The organism is Mycobacterium sp., from assembly GCF_050701675.1.
Taxonomy (GTDB): Bacteria; Actinomycetota; Actinomycetes; order Mycobacteriales; family Mycobacteriaceae; genus Mycobacterium.
Map to the genome: position 1 here is coordinate 1 of NZ_JBOGDD010000702.1, position 18,749 is coordinate 18,749.

The 18,749-nt window shown below is 68.6% G+C and carries 14 protein-coding genes; 5 read left to right on the forward strand and 9 right to left on the reverse strand.

Going from position 1 to position 18,749, the window contains the following annotated elements; genetic code table 11:
* Positions 1 to 1,968 (reverse strand): dipeptide ABC transporter ATP-binding protein (locus ACRDUX_RS21565; protein WP_526416319.1); only part of this gene is annotated, 1,968 nt, incomplete at its 3' end.
* A gap of 245 nt (positions 1,969 to 2,213) precedes the next feature.
* Between ACRDUX_RS21565 and ACRDUX_RS21570 the strand changes: the two genes are divergently transcribed.
* Complete coding sequence (locus tag ACRDUX_RS21570) at positions 2,214 to 2,921, forward strand: TetR/AcrR family transcriptional regulator (protein WP_526416321.1); 708 nt, start codon at positions 2,214 to 2,216, stop codon at positions 2,919 to 2,921.
* Here the strand turns inward: ACRDUX_RS21570 and atzF are convergent.
* From atzF to ACRDUX_RS21595, 5 genes are all read right to left on the reverse strand, one after another.
* Positions 2,873 to 4,642, reverse strand: coding sequence for an allophanate hydrolase (gene atzF, locus ACRDUX_RS21575; RefSeq protein ID WP_526416323.1), 1,770 nt, complete (start codon positions 4,640 to 4,642; stop codon positions 2,873 to 2,875). The genes ACRDUX_RS21570 and atzF overlap by 49 nt on opposite strands.
* A 75-nt stretch (positions 4,643 to 4,717) precedes the next feature.
* Positions 4,718 to 8,386: an urea carboxylase gene (gene uca, locus ACRDUX_RS21580; RefSeq protein WP_526416325.1), complete on the reverse strand. Its 3,669-nt coding sequence runs from the start codon at positions 8,384 to 8,386 to the stop codon at positions 4,718 to 4,720.
* Positions 8,383 to 9,024 carry an urea amidolyase associated protein UAAP2 gene (locus ACRDUX_RS21585; RefSeq protein ID WP_526416327.1) on the reverse strand — a complete coding sequence of 214 codons (642 nt, stop codon included), beginning with the start codon at positions 9,022 to 9,024 and terminating at the stop codon, positions 8,383 to 8,385. Before ACRDUX_RS21585 ends, uca begins: the two co-directional genes overlap by 4 nt.
* Entirely contained in the window at positions 9,021 to 9,905 is an 885-nt protein-coding gene (locus tag ACRDUX_RS21590; RefSeq protein ID WP_526416329.1) for an urea amidolyase associated protein UAAP1, read from the reverse strand. The genes ACRDUX_RS21585 and ACRDUX_RS21590 overlap by 4 nt, the downstream gene beginning before the upstream one ends.
* A gap of 155 nt (positions 9,906 to 10,060) precedes the next feature.
* Complete coding sequence (locus ACRDUX_RS21595; protein WP_526416331.1) at positions 10,061 to 11,980, reverse strand: hypothetical protein; 1,920 nt, start codon at positions 11,978 to 11,980, stop codon at positions 10,061 to 10,063.
* A 99-nt stretch (positions 11,981 to 12,079) separates the two neighbouring features.
* Here ACRDUX_RS21595 and ACRDUX_RS21600 point away from each other — a divergent pair, with 99 nt between their 5' ends.
* Together ACRDUX_RS21600 and ACRDUX_RS21605 are read left to right on the forward strand one after the other, a co-directional pair.
* Positions 12,080 to 12,355: a YciI family protein gene (locus ACRDUX_RS21600; RefSeq protein ID WP_526416333.1), complete on the forward strand. Its 276-nt coding sequence runs from the start codon at positions 12,080 to 12,082 to the stop codon at positions 12,353 to 12,355.
* 142 nt (positions 12,356 to 12,497) lie between these two features.
* Entirely contained in the window at positions 12,498 to 13,547 is a 1,050-nt protein-coding gene (locus ACRDUX_RS21605; RefSeq protein ID WP_526416335.1) for an NAD(P)-dependent alcohol dehydrogenase, read from the forward strand.
* Between the two features lie 32 nt (positions 13,548 to 13,579).
* Here ACRDUX_RS21605 and ACRDUX_RS21610 read toward each other — a convergent pair whose 3' ends face one another.
* Positions 13,580 to 13,948, reverse strand: a complete 369-nt coding sequence (locus ACRDUX_RS21610) for a DUF3349 domain-containing protein (RefSeq protein WP_526416343.1) — start codon at positions 13,946 to 13,948, stop codon at positions 13,580 to 13,582.
* A 159-nt stretch (positions 13,949 to 14,107) separates the two neighbouring features.
* Between ACRDUX_RS21610 and ACRDUX_RS21615 the strand changes: the two genes are divergently transcribed.
* Together ACRDUX_RS21615 and ACRDUX_RS21620 are read left to right on the forward strand one after the other, a co-directional pair.
* Positions 14,108 to 15,703: an amino acid permease gene (locus ACRDUX_RS21615; RefSeq protein ID WP_526416337.1), complete on the forward strand. Its 1,596-nt coding sequence runs from the start codon at positions 14,108 to 14,110 to the stop codon at positions 15,701 to 15,703.
* A gap of 93 nt (positions 15,704 to 15,796) precedes the next feature.
* Positions 15,797 to 16,639: a class I SAM-dependent methyltransferase gene (locus tag ACRDUX_RS21620; protein ID WP_526416339.1), complete on the forward strand. Its 843-nt coding sequence runs from the start codon at positions 15,797 to 15,799 to the stop codon at positions 16,637 to 16,639.
* Positions 16,640 to 16,669: 30 nt separating this feature from the next.
* Here the strand turns inward: ACRDUX_RS21620 and ACRDUX_RS21625 are convergent, their stop codons facing one another.
* Both ACRDUX_RS21625 and nrdF read right to left on the reverse strand, forming a co-directional pair.
* Positions 16,670 to 17,752 carry a threonine aldolase family protein gene (locus ACRDUX_RS21625; protein WP_526416341.1) on the reverse strand — a complete coding sequence of 361 codons (1,083 nt, stop codon included), beginning with the start codon at positions 17,750 to 17,752 and terminating at the stop codon, positions 16,670 to 16,672.
* 24 nt (positions 17,753 to 17,776) lie between these two features.
* Complete coding sequence (nrdF, locus tag ACRDUX_RS21630) at positions 17,777 to 18,739, reverse strand: class 1b ribonucleoside-diphosphate reductase subunit beta (protein ID WP_526416345.1); 963 nt, start codon at positions 18,737 to 18,739, stop codon at positions 17,777 to 17,779.
* Positions 18,740 to 18,749: the final 10 nt, after the last annotated feature.

The window sequence follows — 18,749 nt, forward strand, 5'->3', positions numbered from 1 at the left end:
GTCCAGTTGTGAGCCGCCGCACGCGTCGACGGCGATCTCGCAGCGAGGATGGAACGCGCACCCCGACGGTGGCGACAGTGGGCTCGCGGGTTCGCCTGGCAGCGGCCGGGATTCGCGGCCCAGGTCGGGGATCGAATCGACGAGGGCCTGCGTGTAGGGATGCGCCGGGTTCCCGATGACCTGCTCGGCGGGCCCGACCTCGACGATGCGCCCCAGGTACATCACGGCGACCCGGTCGGCGACCACGCGGGCCACCGACAGGTCGTGGGTCACGAAGACGACCGACATGTCCAGGGTGCGCCGCAGATCCCCGATCAGGTTGAGCACCGAGGCGGCCAGAGAGACGTCGAGCGCACTGGTGGGTTCGTCGCAGAGAAGTACCGACGGCGGCACCACGGTGGCGCGTGCCAGCGAAACCCGTTGCCGCTGCCCACCCGACAGTTGCCCGGCACGCGACTTCGCGACGTCCGCGGGTAGGCCGACGCGCAGCAGAACCTCTGCCACGGCGTCGCGACGCTCGGCGCGCGACATGGCCGTGCTCCGAAGCCGCTCGGTAATCAGCTCACCGACAGACAGCCACGGCGTCAGCGAGGCGCCGGCATCCTGGAACACCATCTGAGGACGTTGGCCGTCGACGAGGTGCACTGCGCCGGAGGTCGGCTTCTCCAGGCCGGCGATCGTGCGCAACAGCGTCGACTTGCCAGAGCCGCTCTCGCCGACGAGCGCCACCGACTCGCCGTGGCCGACCCGCAGTGAAACCCCGCGCAGCGCCTGGAGTTTGCCGTGTCCGGCCGACGACCTGTCCAGCCAGCGCTTGGCCACCACGAACGTCTTCGTGACGTCGCGCAGAACCACCGAGGGGGGCAGTTCGGTACCGTCGCCGACGGGTTCGGAGAAGGGCTCCTCGGTGTTCGTCGACTTGCCGCCGAGGCCGTTGGCGACCTCCCGCAATGGCAGGATGCACGCACTAGTGCGGTCGGCCGCGACCGCCACCGGCTCGGGTGGCGCCGTCGCACAGTCGTCTCCTACGAGTGCACACCTCGGTACGAACGCACATCCCGGCAGCGGCGACACCGCGCTGGGCACCGACCCGGCGAGCGCGGCCAGCCTGCGGTCCCGCGCGGTGTGCAGTGTGAGCCGCGACCGCAACAGGCCGTGGGTGTACGGATGGGCGGGCGTGCCGAGAACGGCGCCGGTCGGGCCGATTTCAGCGATCCGGCCCGCGTAGAGCACCGCGATGCGATCCGAGATCTGCGCGGCGACGCCGAGGTCGTGGGTGATGAAGACGATGCTGCACCCGATCTCGTCGCGCAGCCTTCCCAGCAGACGCAGCACCTGAGCCTGGACGGTGACGTCGAGGGCCGTCGTCGGCTCGTCGGCGATGATGAGGTCGGGATCGCCCGCGATCGCGATCGCGATCATCACGCGTTGCCGAAGACCTCCGGAGAGTTCGTGGGGGAAGGCTCGCATTCGCCGCTTGGGTTCGGGGATGCCGACCGCGGTGAGGAGGCGCAGCGCCTCGGCGGCACTGCCCGCCGCCTCCTCGACCTGCTTGCCGATCCGCATGGTGGGGTTGAGCGAGGTCATCGGATCCTGGAACACCGCGCCGAGGTCGAGGCGACGGACTCTTCGCAGGGCCTTGGCGTCACCACCGACCATGTCGGAGCCTGCCACCGTCACCGTGCCGTCGATCTTGGCGTGCTCGGGCAGCAGGCCAAGCAGGCTGAACCCGAGAACGCTCTTGCCGGAACCGGATTCACCGACGAGACCCAGGATCTCACCCGGTGCGATGGCGAGTGACACCCCGCGCAGCGCCTGCACGTCGTGACCGTTGCGCCGGAACGTCACGCGCAGGTCGCCGACGGTCGCCACGGGATCCTGGGCCCGACGGGCCGCGGCGGTCCCCGCCGGAGCGTCGGCCACGGATACGGCTGCGTCTTCGGAAACAGCAGCGTCCTCTGAAACCACCGCGCCTTCTGAAAAAGCAAAGCCCATCGGAATGCTCCCGGAGTATGTCGAGGTCAGCGAGGCCGGGCACGCCCGTGTGCGATTGGCCTGTCAGTTGACAGTTTTCCGGCCGCACCGACCCGATGGGTGTCGCTGGCGTAACCAATTGACGGCGCACGTAACCGATGCGTATCGCAGGTTTCTGTCGTGTGACAGAAACAGACGGACATGACCATTTCCTGCCGGTCATGGTCCACGATGGGATCATGCCGCTCGCACGGGCCGGACGACCCCGCCACCACGACCAACGGCGCCCCGGCGTCACCGCACGTGACGAAATCCTGGACGCCGCAGGCGAATTGTTCACCACCCTCGGTTACGCGGGCACGTCCACCAGATCCATCGCGGAATCGGTCGGCATCCGTCAGGCGTCGCTGTACCACTACTTCAAGACCAAGGACGACATCCTGTGCACGCTGCTCGGCCAGACCGTGAGCCCCACGCTGTCCTTCATCCCGAACCTGCTCGGCGCCGAGCCAGCCTTGAGCGCGGCCGAGCACCTGCACGCCCTCGCCGCGTTCGACGGCGACCAGCTCCTCACCGGCCGATGGAACCTCGGCGCCCTCTACCTGCTGCCCGAGCTCCGCGACGCCCGGCTCGAACCGTTCTGGTCGGATCGTGAACGGCTGCGCCTGCACTATCTCGCACTGAGCCAGGCCGTCCTCGACCAGACCGGCGTCAACGAGGCTGCAGCCGATCTGCCGTTCCGGCTGGTCGAGTCGCTGGTGAACATGTGGTCCGTGCCCCCTGGACCCGAGCGCGCCGAGTTGCCGGTCCACGTGGCCGACGCCTGTATGCGCGTGCTCGGCATTCCCGACCACGAGACACCCGCTCTCCGGGACCGCACCAGGCAGGAAGTCCAGCACTACACCCGGGTCGCATCCGAGGAGGCGGACGCCACGTACCGCAGGTAGGTGGGCCAGTCGCCGTGGTGGGAGATGTCACCGCCGGCCCGCCACGCGTCGAGCGCGCAGCCGAACCCGACCACCTCGGTCCCGTCTGAGAGGGTGACCCGGCCCAGCGACATCGGTGCGGGCAGTGCTGCGAGGAAGTCGCCGAGCATCGCGGTGCCCACCAGCCACAGCTCGCCGCCGATGGCGGTGCCCTCCTCGCTGCCGACGCGGACCAGACCCGGTTTCGGTGGTGTGGTGTCCAGGCTCGCCAGTCGGTAGAGCGGCGCGGTGGACGCCTGGCCTGCCCACCGGGCGCCACGCTCCTCGAGCTGAAAGGCCAGCGGTTGGCCGCGCAGATGCGCTCCCACCACCAGCAGCGGGGTGGCGTCCGCGCCTGCGCGCGTCGGCCACGGCGCCTGCTTGCATCGGCGGGTCGAGCGGTCCTCGAGCGACGCGGCGCCATGGCGTGCGACGGACGGCGTCGGCGTCGTGACCAGTCGCGCCACGTCGATGGCGACGGCGTCGGCACCGGATCTCGCGACCACCGAGACCCCGAATTCCGCGTCACCGACGGTCCCGGACGGGACGGCCACCGCACACATGTCCATCAGATTGCAGAAGTTGGTGTACGTCCCGAGTCGTGAGTTCACTGCCACGGGTTCGGCCGCGACCTCTGCGATGCTCGGGTGTTCGGTGGTGGTGGGGATCAGCAGCGCGTCGCAGTCACCGAGCTCGGCCAGCGCGGCCTGCGTCAGCTCCGCGAGTCGACGGCGGTCCCGCAGCAGCCGGGTGGCCGGGACCTCGCCCGCCGCCGAGATGATCGCCCCGACGACCGGATCGACCTCGGCCAGGTGCGCGTCGACGAACGCGCCGACCGCCTCGTGGCGTTCGGCCACCAGGCCACCGTCGTAGAGCAGGCGCGCGGCCTCGAGGAACGGCGCGAAGTCGATCTCGCGCAGGGTCGCGCCATGCCGTTCGAGGCGGGCGCACGCGGCGCGGAACGCCACCTGCCACTGCGCCGACAGCCCATGCAGCTCGCGCGGGATCGCCACCAGGGGCGCCTCGGGCGCGGACAGCGGTGCATCGGGCGGGAACGGCCGCGCGCCGCCCGCCATGACGCCCATCGCCGCGTCTGCGGTGTCGAGGTCGCGGGCGAAGACCGTCACGCAGTCATACGACCGGCAGGCCGGGACGACGCCGTCGGTGGGCACCACGCCGTAGGTGGGCTTGATCCCGACGATGCCCTGCAGCGCGGCGGGCACGCGGCCCGACCCCGCGGTGTCGGTGCCGATCGCCACGTCGACGAGGCCGAGCGCGACGGCGACGGCCGACCCCGCGCTCGATCCGCCGGAGACGTGGTCGGGCCGCCGGGCATCCCGCACCGCGCCGTGTGGACTGCGCGTGCCGACCAGCCCGGTGGCGAACTGGTCGAGGTTGGTCGCGCCGATCACCACGGCGCCGGCAGCGCGCAACCGCGCGACGACGGTGGCGTCGGCGGGCGCAGGCGTCGTCGCATACGTCGGGCATCCCGCGGTGGTCGGCAGACCCGCGCCGTCCACGTTGTTCTTCACCGCCGCCGTCAGGCCCGCGAGCGGAAGGTCGGCGCCCGCCAGCACGGCGGCGTCGACGGCCTCCGCGTCGACGAGCGCTTCGGCCATGGGACGCAAGAAGATCCAGATCTCCGGACGCTCGACGGCCTCGATCGCCGCGTACGTCGCGCGGACGCGCTCCACGGCGTTCATGCCTCGACTCCCCCTCGCTCCGGTCCTCGCTCGTACCTCGCTGCGATCCTCACTCGCGCTCGCCTTCGGGGGCGTTCACGCCGGCACTCCCGTGACGTCGCGCTCGTCGGATGCCACGCCACCGTGACCGACCACGACCAGTGGGGTGCCGGGATCGACCTGGTTGCCTGCCTCGACGAGGACGTGTGTGACGACGCCATCGGACGGTGCGGTCATGATCGTCTCCATCTTCATCGCCTCGAGCGCAAGCAGCGCCTGGCCTGCGACCACCAGATCGCCGACCGCGACGTCGACCTTCCACACACTCGACGAGAACGGTGCGTCGACGCGTTGTTCGCCGTCGTCGAGGACAAGGTCGGTTTTCGTGACGGCGACCCGTGACTCCGCCCGCTCGGCACGGTCGAACTCGCCCGCCGCCGCCCACGCCGCGCGCTCGGCCGCGAAGGCCGCGCTCTGCTGCCCCCGGAATTCCTCGATCGATGCGGCGTTGTCGGCAAGGAAGCGCATCTGCTCGGCGAGTGAGAAGGTGCCAGGGGTGATGTCGACCGATCCCCTGCCCGCGGCCAGGTCGGCCCGCAGGTCGAGTAACTCGTCGGCCGTGACGGGGTACCAGGAGATGCGGTCGAAGAAGCGCAGCAGCCAAGGGCTTTCGGGCTCGAACGGGGGGCTGTGTCGGTACCGGCTCCACACCTGCGTCGTGCGCCCGACGAACTGGTAACCGCCGGGTCCCTCCATGCCGTAGATGCACAGATACGCACCGCCGATGCCGACCGAGTTCTCCGCTGTCCACGTGCGGGCCGGGTTGTACTTGGTGGTCACCAATCGGTGCCGCGGATCGAGCGGGGTAGCGACGGGTGCGCCCAGGTAGACGTCACCGAGGCCGAGGGTCAGGTACTCCGCCGAGAACACCGTGTCCATGACGTCGTCCTGGGTCGCCAGGCCGTTGACCCGGCGGATGAACTCGATGTTGGACGGGCACCACGGGGCGTCGTCGCGGACGCCGGAGGTGTAGCGCGCGATCGCCTCGCGCGTTGCGGGGTCGTCCCAACTGAGTGGCAGCCGGACCGAACGGCTCGGCACGACGAGTTCCGCGGTGGCGGGAAGGTCGTCCTCCAGCTCGGACAGGAGGCCGAGCAGCCGGTCGATCGGCAGCGCGTCGGGGTCCACGTGCACCTGCAGCGATCTGATTCCCGGCGTCAGATCGAGGATTCCCGACACGGTGCCGACCCGCAGCGCGGCGAGCCGCTCGTGAAGCGCGTGCACGCGCGCGCGGAGGGCGAGGTCGAGGACCATGTCGCCGTACTCGACGAGCACGTTGTCGTCACCGCTGCGCCGATACGTGACCGACGGAGCGCCGTCCCCGGCCCGACGGGCCAGTACGCCGTCGTCGCCGTCGCGTGCACTCCTGGGGACGACGGGTGACGCCGCCCGGCGAGCGACGCCAAGCTCGGACCGCGACGGCGCGTCGACGGTGCGGATCGGCACGAACCGCACCGTGTCGCCTGGCCGCAGCTGCCCGAGCTTCCACCGGTCAGCGGCGACGACCGTGACCGGACACACGAAGCCACCGAGGCTGGGACCGTCGGGGCCCAACAGGATCGGGGTGTCGCCGGTGAAGTCGAGCGCGCCAACGGAATAGGCGTTGTCGTGGATGTTCGACGGATGCAGACCCGCCTCACCGCCGTCGGGACGGGCCCACTTCGGCCTCGGCCCCTCGAGGCGAACCCCGGTGCGGGCCGAGTTGAAGTGCACGACGTAGCCGGCGCTGAAGAGCGTGTCGATGTCGTTGCGGGTGAAGAACTCCGGAGCACCGTGGGGTCCCTCGGTGACCGCGAGTTCCCACTCCGACGGCATCGCCGGTCGCAGCCCGGGCGGTACCGCAGTGCCCGGCTGCAGCGGGGTGGACGTCCCCGCGCGCAGGACGTCGCCCGTGACGAGTGGGCGGCCGCCGTGGCCACCGAAGCGCCCGAGGGTGAACGTCGATGCGCTGCCCAGGTAGGTCGGCACGTCGAAGCCGCCCGCGACCAGCACGTAGGTCCGCAGCCCGGCGGTCTCGGCCGCACCGACGTCCAGCACGCCGCCGGCCGGGACCACGATCGACTCCCACATCGGTGCGGGCGCCCCGTCCACCGTCACCAGGCACTCTGCGCCGGTGACGCAGAAGGTGGTCTCGTCCGTGACTCGCAGCGCAGGGCCGGATGCGGTGCACTCCAGTCCCGGGGCCCCTTCCGGGTTGCCAAGCGCGCGGTTGCCGAGTCGGAACGACAGGTCGTCCATCGGGCCACTCGGCGGGACGCCGACGTCCCACAGCCCGACCCGGCCTGGCAGGTCCTGCACCGTCGTCTGCAGACCTGGCCGGTCGACTTCGATCCGCGGGCGGGGGTCGACGACGTCGGCGAGCGTCGAAGTGCTGTGCCGTGCCGCGCGCACGTCGTCCAATATCGTTGCGGCCCGCAGCATTCCGACGTTCACCTCGATGCCGTGTATGACGGTGGCGTCCAGCGCCCGCCCGAGCCGGTCGAACGCCTCGTCACGGTCGGCCCCGAGAGTGATGACCTTGGCCAGCAGCGGGTCGTAGGAAGCCGACACCTCGGTGCCCGTTTCGACCCAGGTGTCGACGCGCACGTCGGGACCTGTTGGGAACTCGACGGCGACCAGGGTCCCCGTGCTCGGACGGTAGTCGCGCGACGGGTCCTCGGCGTACACCCTCGCCTCGACGGAATGGCCCCGGACCGGTACGGCACCGGTGGCCTCCCCCGGCGCCAGATGTGTTGCCAACAAGTCGTTCTCGCCGCGGGCGAGCCGGAACATCCACGCGGCCAGGTCGATGCCGGTGACCGCCTCGGTGACCGGATGCTCGACCTGCAGTCGCGCGTTGACCTCGAGGAACGACGCTTCCTCCCGGCGTGGGTCGTAGACGAACTCGACGGTACCGGCGGAGCGATATCCGACGGCGGCGGCCAGTGCGCGGGACGACGAATGCAGTTGCTCCCGAGCCGAATCCGGCAGAGCCGGTGCCGGGGCCTCCTCGATGACCTTCTGGTTGCGGCGCTGCAGCGAGCAGTCGCGGTCACCGAGGGAGACCACGCGCCCGCCTCCGTCGCCGAAGATCTGCACCTCGACGTGGCGCGCGTGGTCGACGAACCGTTCGACGAACACGCCCGCCGAGCCGAAGCTGCGCTGGGCCAGCCGCGAGACGCGGCCGAACGCCGAACTCAGATCGGCGGCGTCCCGGCAGACCTGCATGCCGATGCCCCCGCCACCGCCAGTCGCCTTGAGCATGACGGGAAAGCCGATCTCCTCGGCTGCGGCCATCGCCGCCGCCTCGTCGGCCAACAGGTCCGAGCCCGCGAAGACGGGGACCCCTGCGGCCCTGGCCGCAGCCCTTGCGGTGTGCTTGGTCCCGAAGACGCGCAGCTGATGTGGGGTCGGACCAACGAACGCCAACCCCGCCGCCTCGACGGCAGACGCGAATTCGGCGTCTTCTGAAAGGAATCCGTAACCGGGATGGACCATGTCCGCGCCGGTGCTCGCGGCGGCGGCGAGAATCGCATCGACCCGCAGGTAGCTCTCACTCGGAGCGGCAGGCCCCAATCTGACGGCCTCGTCGGCGAGCCGCACGTGCGGCGCACCGCGGTCGGCGTCGGAGAACACCGCCACCGTGCGCATCCCGAGCAGTCGAGCCGAGCGGACGAGGCGGACGGCGATCTCGCCGCGGTTGGCGATGAGTGCGGTCTCGGTCATGCCGCCTCACCCGGGCGCGTCACGATCATGCGGACCGGAGTCGGATCGAAGGCGTTGCAGGGGTTGTTGATCTGCGGGCAGTTCGAGACCAGGACGAGGGTGTCGATCTCGGCGCGCAGCGCCACCCGCTTGCCCGGCGCCGACAGTCCATCGACGATCCCGAGCGCACCGTCGGGGTCGACGGGCACGTTCATGAACCAGTTGATGTTGCTCGCGAGGTCCCGCGCGCCAAGCCCGTGGCGGGCGCCCTCCAGTAGGAAGTTCTCCATGCATCCGTGCTGGGCGCGGGTGTGCTGGCCGTAGCGCAGAGTGTTGGACTCCTTCGAGCACGCGCCGCCGAGCGTGTCGTGGATGCCGACTTCGTCGGCAACGACCGTCATCAGCTCCAACCCGGTATCGGCCCGCAGCACCGACCCGGTGGTCAGCGTGATCCGACCCTGCCGCGCGATGGTCTCCTGCGCCGAGTAGCGGACCGTGGTGTCGACGGCCGAGTAGAGAAGGCAGTCGACGGCCTGGTTGCCTGCGAGGTCGACGATCGTCAGGACGTCGCCCGCGGCGACCACCGCGGACCAGGGTGCCCGGGCGGCCACGTTCTGGTCGAGGACGAGGGCGCCGGGAACGAGGGCGGGGACGGTCACAGGACTCCTCGGGCGGTGAGATCGGCGTCGGTGTTCGCCACGGCCTGAACGTGTTCGGGGCCAAGAGGTCCGACGAGGTCGCCCGCCGTCAGCAGGTCGAGATCCGTCAAGGCGCGCCAGGCGTGCACGAGCAGGGGCGAGCAGGTGAACTCGGGTCGTGGGTCCAGCGGGTGGGCCGTGTTGGCCAGCAGGACGATCGCGTCGACGTGCAGCAGGAGGTCGACACTTCGGCCCGGGCCCGCTGACCCCTGAAATCGGAATGCGCCATCGGGGCTCACCCGAACCCCTTGGAAGAACGACAGCGACGGCGGCAGATCACGCTGCCCGAGACCGTGTTTGAGAGCACCGAGAAGGAGGAGTTCGCGCCCTGCGGGCGACGGCGACTCCGGCGCGCCCGACCCGTACTTGGCCTCGTTACCCGCCCGCGTCGTGGTTCCGGCGAGTGCGTCGTGCGCGGTCGACGTGTCGTCGACGACCGTCGCCAGGACGCGACCGAACCCGCTCAGCAGCGGGTGGCCCGTCCCGACGTAGGCCTGCCACGGGACCTTCACCGTGTCGGCGACGTTGAGTCGTTCGTGGGGCGCGTCGGCGCGGTGCAACAGCAGGTGCGCGCAAGCGTCGCCGTCGGGGTCGGTCAGCCGGATGCGCGTGCCCCTGGCCAGAACTGCGGTGGTGTATCCGCCTGGCGCAACGGTTTCCGACCACACCAGCCCCTCGGCCGTCGTCCCGTCGGGCACGGTTGGACTGGACGGTGCCGGCACGTGGCGCATGAAGTCGGCGCTGCCCCCGTGCTGGGCCCGAGCGTGTGCCTTCGCTCCCGCGGTGGTGGCGGTCGTTGGGGTCGCGGCGGTCGCGCTGCCGCTCGTCACATCGCTGGTCACTGCCGCTCCCGGACTCGCGGCACGCAATCGGCCGATTGATTTCTGTCAGATGACAGTTTTCGCGCCGCGAGCCCGGCAGTGGTTGCCGCGGTGTAACCGATCGCGCGTCTCTCGTTAACAACACGCGACGCGTGTGTCTGTCATGTGACAGATATTCAGCCGGCTTCGCCGATCACCGCTCGCAGTTCCTCGGTGGCGGCCCGCCGTTCGGCGTCCACCGCATCGCGGTTGGCCCGAATCTCCACGTCCAGGGCGGCCGCCAGGTCCTGTAGCGCGACAAGCTGCGCGACGGTGCGCTGGCGGACGTCGCCTTCCGGTCCGGTGTCCCGCAGAACCTCGAGTTGCTCGGCAATGCGCGTCTGGGCCTCGAACGCCTCGGTGCGTTCCGCGTCGAGTCGCTCGCGATCGTCCTCCAGTCGCTGCGCCTGCTCCCAGTGCGCGAGGACGCCCGAGAGCTCCCGGAAGGTCGCGTCATCGAGCAGTCGCTGAGAGAGCCACCGCTGCAACCGGTCCGGAGTCAACGATTGGTAGTCGGTCCTCTGTTGCACCCGCCGCGACTCGCGGACCGTCAGCTCCGCCGACCCGTGCGCCGGCACGTCCACCTCGAATCGGTGGTGCGTCGCGGTCTGCTGGAAGGGTTGCGCCGAGTCGTCAGCCGAGCGCAGTTCATAGCGTGGCCTGCGATTCAACTCGAAGATGACGCTGACGGCCGAGTCGCCGTCGCCATCCGCCCTGAGCGTATGGGTCTCGTCGTGGCGGACTTCCTCGATCAGCGCGTCCCGCCCCAGCCGGACCCTGGTGGTGAGGGCGTCCGTGACCGTCGTCTGACGACACCGCAGGGCGAGGTCCTTGGCGAACGCCAGCCGCAGGTCGGCGCCGCGCGCGGTGTAGGGCACCATCGCCTCGCCGGCATAGCTTCCGTCGTCGTAGACCACGGCAGGCCCCTCCTCGAGGACCACGCCCGCCGAATTGCCGAAGGCCAGGACGATGTCTGGCGCCGAGCCGGAGCCATCGCGCCAGATGCGCTCCCTGCGGGCGTCCTCCAACCGGGTCACGACCAGCGGCACCATCGAGGCTGCGCCGCGCTTCAACGAGACCGGGGCGCTCACCCGATATTCAAAGTGTTCGCCGCGGTCCCCCACGTCGGCGAAGTCGTCGCCGTAGGAATCGGCCGCCAGCATCTCGGCCGAGTATTTCGACGCGGGCCCGCCGCCACGCATCATGGCGGGCGACGGCATGGCCGATACCGATCCCACCCCCGGTTCGTACGCCGTCGGGGCAGAACCCGAGCGGTCCATCTCCTCGACGACCTTCCTGTCCACCCACTTCGCGTGATAGAGGTCGATGTCGAAGGACACCGGCTGGCCCGTGGTCAAGGTCAGCTCCACGTCGTCGAGGTCCTCGTCGACCGGGTTGTGGACGATCGCCATCGCGAACAGGGTGACCGCTGCGTCGTCACAGATCAGCCGGTATGACACCCGCCACACCGGGGCCGGCACGACGTAGGACACTCTGATGTCCTCGGCGGCGCCCGTCACCTGCACGCGCACCGTCCGGTTCTCGCCGGCGTTCGCGGCACGTGACCGGTCGATCAGATAGTCGAGGTCCTCGCGGGACGGCTCCTCGACCAGTTCGAGACCGCGCGCATCCGCGAGGTCGACGAGGCTGATCGAGCCGCCCTCGGTGCGAAGTACCAGGTGCCGCCGCGGTCCCGCCGTGCCGCCGGCCGTCTCGTCGATGCCGATCACCTCGCCGCGGTGGGTGCGGCCCTCGGCGGAGATCTCCACGGTGCGGCCGCGGAGGGCTGTGAGCAGTTCGGTCAGCGTGCGCCCAGGCGTCAGCAGAAGGTTCCGCTCGGCGAGCGTGGCATCCGGGTCGGACGGAGACTCGAAGGCGACTGCACCGATGGTTGCCGTCCCGCGGGCGACCCCGACCGCCAGTGACTTGAGGACGTCGTTCATGTCGCTACCCCGGAACGAGAGATCGAAGTCGCCGTCGACCGGACCGCTGCGCTCCAGATACCCGACGCCGTGCTTGTACATCACCAGACGGGTGACCCGTGGTCGCTCACTCATCAGGGAACCGTACCGAAAGGCATTGGCCGCCATGGCCTTTTCGGCTCGGGCCCCGCAGTGCCAGAGCAGCCGTAGCCGGCCTCGACTAGTGTCACGACCGTGTTCCACGTCCTGACGATCACCTATGTCGCACCTCTGGACGCGATCGACGAGGCGCGTCCCGCGCACGTCGACTGGGTAAGGGCTCGGGTCGACTCCGGCCACCTCATCCTGGCCGGGCGCCCGGAGGGCGGCGACGGCGGGATCCTGATCACCGGCGACATCAGCGCCGAAGAGGCCGACGAGATGACCGCGTCGGATCCGTATCAGCTGGCGGGCCTGGTGCGCTACGACCGGACGAGCTTCAACGCCACACTCCGCGGCCCAGGCCTCTAACCTGGTGTTGGCCGGTGTTCGGGACTAATCCGGCGCCGGTACCCGTTGGCACTGCTCGAGGCGCGACGCTGCGCCCGATTAATTACCTTCGCTAAGCTTTTGGCGAAGAGTTCGCACGCAAAGAAGAGGGTACGAAGAAGAGATGACGACAACCGTTTCCGCGATCGCTGCCACGTCCGCGACCGCTCCACTGACCAAGACCACCATCGAGCGCCGTGACGTCGGCCCCCACGACGTCGCGTTCGACATCAAGTTCGCAGGCATCTGCCACTCCGACATCCACACCGTCAAGGCCGAGTGGGGCCAGCCCAATTACCCCGTCGTCGCCGGTCACGAGCTCGCCGGTGTCGTCACCGAGGTTGGCTCCGAGGTCACCAAGTTCAAGGTCGGCGACCACGTCGGCGTCGGCTGCTTCGTCGACTCCTGTCGTGAGTGCGACAACTGCAAGGCCGGTCTGCAGCAGTACTGCACCGGCGAGGGCGGCATGATCGGCACCTACAACGCCACCGGCAAGGACGGCACTCCGACCTACGGCGGCTACAGCCAGGCCACGGTCGTGGACGAGAACTACGTGCTGAACATCCCCGACAGCATCCCGCTGGACAAGGCCGCTCCCCTGCTCTGCGCCGGGATCACCCTGTACTCACCCCTGCACCACTGGGGCGCCGGTCCCGGCAAGAAGGTCGCCATCATCGGCCTCGGCGGCCTCGGCCACGTGGGCGTCAAGATCGCGCACGCGATGGGCGCCGAAGTGACCGTGCTCAGCCAGTCGCTGAAGAAGATGGAGGACGGCCTGCGTCTCGGCGCGAACGAGTACTACGCCACCAGCGACCCGGACACCTTCACCAAGTTGGCAGGAAAGTTCGATCTGATCCTCAACACGGTGTCGGCAAATCTGGACATGGGCGCGTACATCGGCCTCCTCGCCACCGACGGCACCCTTGTCGAGCTGGGCGCGCCAGAACAGCCGCTGGTCGTTCCGTTCTTCCCACTCGGGGCCTACCGACGCAACCTGTCCGGCTCGATGATCGGCGGCATCCCGGAGACCCAGGAGATGCTCGACTTCTGCGCCGAGCACGACGTCACACCCGAGATCGAGGTCATCTCCGCGGATTACGTCAACGAGGCCTACGAGCGCGTGCTCGCCAGTGACGTGCGGTACCGCTTCGTCATCGACACCGCGACGCTGTAAGCGCCACGCGGTAATTCCAACGTACGAGCGGCTCAGGTCTTCTCGGGGGGTTCCCCGGGAGCCTGGGCCGCTTCGTCGTCTGGGCGATCCGTGAACCCCGATAGGGGCCAGCCCGCTGCGGCGAGCCTGGCCGCCACCCGCCGGACGTTCTCCGGACCCGCGTCGTGGTGTGTCACGTCGGTGATGAACGCCTCGATCTCGTCGACCTTGATCTCGCCGTCGGTCAGCGCAGGCGAGTCGTCGGCGGTGAGGTTCCGCACCACCTCCTTGATCTGGTCCTCCGTCAGCGGCGTGGCACGCAGCAGCGCGAGCAGTGGAACACGGTCGGGGCCCGGCACGCCCTCGGGATAGCCCTCCCGGAGCCAGTTCAGGATCGACGTCAGTAGCGAGGTGATCGTCACCTCGCCAGTGTCGAGGTTGCGCGAAATCCCCGCCACCTCCGAACTCGCTGGGAACATCGCTGCTCGAGTTGAGGGATCGCATTGCGGATGCGACGCTCAGCAACGGACTGCGGCCTCGCGGTCCACTTCTGCTTCCCAATTCGCCCCCAGGAGGCCTGCGTGAGTGCTGAATCCGCAGCTGTCGAGACTTCCCCCACCCCGTCGACCGGCCTGAAGAAGGGGTCGATCGGGATGGTCGCCGTCATCTTCATGGCGGTGGCCAACGCGGCACCGATCACCGCGATGACCGGCAACACACCGATCGCCGTCGGATTCGGCAACGGACTTGGCGCGCCTGCCGGTTTCCTGTTCGCGACGATCATCCTGACCCTGTTCGCACTCGGCTACGTGGCGATGGCCAGGCACATCACCACCACCGGGGCGTTCTACGGCTTCATCTCCCACGGCCTCGGCCAGGTGTGGGGAATGGCCAGCGGCGTGCTCGCCACCTTCGCCTACGTCGTCTTCGAAGGCTCGCTGATCGGCGGTTGCGCGTACTTCGCCAATGACGCCCTCAACACGATCTTCGGTGTGAACGTCCCGTGGCTGGTGATCGCCATCGTCGCGATCGTGGCCATCGCGCTGCTGTGCTACTTCGACATCAGCCTGACGGCGGCGATCCTCGGCGTCACCCTTACCGCGGAAGTGCTCATCCTCTTCGCGCTGGCCTTCTCGGTGATCTTCTCCGGTGGCGGACCCGACGGCTTCATGCTGAATCAGACCGTTCTGCTCAACAACGCGTTCGAGGGCCTGCCCGCCGGGGCGTTCGGCACGGCGGCCGCCGCAGGGTCCATGGCCATCGGCCTGTTCTTCGCCTTCTGGTCGTGGGTCGGCTTCGAGACCACCGCCGTCTACGGCGAGGAGTCCCGCAATCCGAAGAAGATCATCCCGAGGGCGACCATCATCGCAGTGGTGGGACTCGGTCTCTTCTACACGTTCATCTCGGCGATGGTCATCGCAGGCAACGGCGCCAAGGCGTCCGTCGAGACGTCGATCAGCGCGTCACCGCTCGACCTCTTCTTCGGGCTGGTCAACTCCAACCTCGGCGGTGTGATCCTCGACGTCTACAAGGCCCTGCTCGTCATCGGATCCTTCGCCTGCGCACTGGCTTTCCACAATGCCGCGTCGCGTTACCTGTTCGCACTGGGTCGCGAGATCCCGTCGGAGAAGGTGAAGTCGACGATCGGCAGCACCCATCCCAAGCACGGCTCGCCCTGGATCGCGTCGACGATCCAGAGTGTGATCACCCTGCTGATCGTGCTGACGTTCGCGGTCTTCACCGCCGTGCAGGTGCCCGACGCCAACGGCACCCCGGTCGACACGCCGACCCTGGTGCCGTACGTCAACGTCTACGGACTGCTGGCACTCATCGGCACCGCGGCGATCCTGCTGGTTCAGGCCATCTGCTCGGCGGCGGTGATCTGGTACTTCTGGGTACGAAAGACTCACCGCGGCAACGTCATCACCACCCTGGTCTGCCCGCTGATCGGTGGCGTGGCGATGCTCTACGTGGTGTGGCTGCTATGGGACAACCGCGAGTTCGCGGCCGGGCTGGCGGCGAAGTCGGACGTGTTCAAGGTGGCCCCGTACATGATCCTCGCGGCGTTCCTGATCGGGTTGATCTACGCGGTGTGGCTGCGCTCGGCCAAGCCGGCCATCTACGCCGAGATCGGACGCACGGTGATGGAGGAGACCCACGAGCGTGCCGAGGCCTGACACGTCGCCCTCCCCCGCGAGTGTGAATCTCACGACGTTCCGGACCCCCCGGATTCGTCGTGAGATTCACACTTGGGCTGGCATTCTGGCGAGATGCACGGCATCGAAGAGCCCGACAGCACCGCCGTCCGCGTTGCGCTGTGGCGCGCACTGCATCTCGAGGTGGACGACCCGCCCCACGTGATCGTCGACGACGTCGGCCTGCGACTCGCCCAACCGGACCCGGACTGGCGGGCCCGCGGCGACATGCACGCACGAGGCACCGCGAGCTTTCGCGCGTCGATCGTCGCGCGCGCCCGCTTCGTCGACGACCTGGTGTCCGAACGCGCATCCTCGGGCGTCGCGCAGTACGTGATTCTCGGCGCCGGACTGGACACCTTCGCCCAGCGCCACCCGGAGCTGGCCGACACACTCCACGTCTACGAGGTGGACCAAACGGGCACCCAGGCGTGGAAACGGCGGCGTTTGAACGAGGAGGGCCTGGCCGCACCGACCTTCGTACCGGTCGACTTCGAAAGTGGTGAGTCGTGGTGGGATGCCTTGCGAGCTAGCGGTTTCGACACCGACCTCCCAGCGGTCATCTCGTCCACCGGAGTCAGCATGTACCTGACCAGGGAGGCGACGGAAGCCACGTTGCGGCAGCTGACGGCACTGGCACCTCGATCCGTTGTCGCGATGACGTTCATGCTGCCGCTCGATCTCGTCGACGACGCCGAACGATCGATCCAGGCCGACGTAGAACAGCGTGCGGGCGCCTCGGGGACGCCGTTCATCAGCCACTACGCGCCGGAGGAGATGCTCGCCATGTGCCACGACGCGGGATTCTCGGCGGTGCACCACGTCAGCCCGGCCGACCTGGTGCAGCGCTACTTCGCCGGGCGCGCCGACGGACTCCGCCCGCCGGGCGCCGAGCACTTCGTGGTGGCAGAGGTCTAGGAGTCCTGTCGCGACTTCAGGCCGGAGATGTCAGGCCGTGGTGACCGCTCCGAGTTCCTCGCGCAGCGCCGCCGCGAACGCGTCGACGTCGGCCTCGGTCGTGTCGAAAGCACACATCCAGCGCACCTCGCTGGTCGCCGGATCCCAGTCGTAGAAGCGGAAGTTCTGGCGGAGCCTGTCGGCCACGCCGGGAGGAAGGATCGCAAAGACGGCGTTGGACTGCGTCTTCTGCGAGATCGTCAGGCCGGGGAGTCCCTCCACGGCGTCGCGGAGTCGGGTGGCCATCGCGTTCGCGTGCCCAGCGGAACGCAGGTACAGGTCATCGCTCAGGATGGCGATCAGCTGAGCGGAGACGAAGCGCATCTTGCTCTCCAGCTGCATGTTGAACTTGCGCAGGTACGTCAGGCCGTCGGAGGCCGCGGGGTTCAGCACCACCACGGCCTCACCGAACATCAGACCGTTCTTCGTTCCTCCGAACGACAGCACGTCGACTCCGGCATCGGTGGTGAACTCGCGCAGCTTCGCGCCGAGGTGGGCGGCCGCGTTCGACACCCTGGCGCCGTCCATGTGCAGGGTCATTCCGTGCTCGTGCGCGTGGTCGGCGATGGCCCTGATCTCGGCGGCGGTGTACGCGGTGCCGAGTTCGGTTGTCTGCGTGATCGACACCGCGAGCGGCTGGGCCCGGTGCTCGTCCCCCCAGCCCCATGCCTCGCGGTCGACGAGTTCGGGAGTGAGCTTGCCGTCCGGGGTCGGGACGGTCAGCAGCTTCAGCCCGGCGACGCGCTCGGGAGCGGCGTTCTCGTCGGTGTGGACGTGCGCGGTCTGCGTGCAGATCACCGCACCCCAGCGCGGCAGCATCGACTGCAGACCGAGCACGTTCGCCCCGGTACCGTTGAAGACGGGGAACGCTTCGACATCCGCACCGAAGTGCTCGGCCATGACCTCCTGCAGGCGAGCGGTGTACAGGTCGTCGCCGTACGCGACCTGGTGCCCCTCGTTCGCCGCCGCGATGGCGGCGAGCACCTCGGGGTGGATGCCCGCGTAGTTGTCACTCGCGAAGCCGCGGTACTCCGGATCGTGCAGGCGCAGTGTGTCGTTGAAGGCGTGGGTCACGCCATCCAGTCTTACCGACGAGCCTTAGAAGTCCCAGTCCGCGTCTTCGGTGTTGACGGCCTTGCCGATGACGTAGGACGACCCGGACCCGGAGAAGAAGTCGTGATTCTCGTCGGCGTTGGGTGACAGAGCCGAGAGGATCGCCGGGTTGACGTCCGTCTCGTCCTTCGGGAACAGCGCCTCGTAACCGAGGTTCATCAGGGCCTTGTTCGCGTTGTACCGCAGGAACTTCTTGACGTCCTCGGTGAGGCCCACCCCGTCGTAGAGGTCCTGGGTGTACTCGACCTCGTTGTCGTAGAGCTCGAACAACAGCTCGTAGGTGTAGTCCTTGAGCTCGGCCTTGCGGGCCTCGTCCTCGCCCGCCAGACCCTTCTGGTACTTGTAGCCGATGTAGTAGCCGTGCACGGCCTCGTCGCGGATGATCAGCCGGATCATGTCCGCGGTGTTGGTGAGCTTGGCGCGGCTACTCCAGTACATCGGCAGGTAGAAGCCGGAGTAGAACAGGAAGCTCTCCAACAGCGTCGAGGCCACCTTGCGCTTGAGGGCGTCGTCGCCCTTGTAGAAGTTCATCACGATCTCGGCCTTGCGCTGCAGGTTGGCGTTCTCCTCCGACCAGCGGAACGCCTCGTCGATCTCCACCGTCGAGCACAGCGTGGAGAAGATGTTGCTGTAGCTCTTGGCGTGCACCGACTCCATGAACGCGATGTTGGTGTAGACGGCCTCTTCGTGCGGCGTGATCGCATCGGGGATCAGGCTCACCGCGCCGACGGTGCCCTGGATGGTGTCCAGCAGTGTCAGGCCGGTGAAGACCCGCATCGTCAGCTGCTTCTCGTGGGCGTTCAGCGTGCCCCACGACGGGATGTCGTTGGACACCGGAACCTTCTCCGGCAACCAGAAGTTGCCGGTGAGACGTTCCCAGACCTCGGCGTCCTTGTCGTCTTGAACGCGGTTCCAGTTGATGGCCGAGACTCGGTCGATCAGCTTCATTCCATCAGAC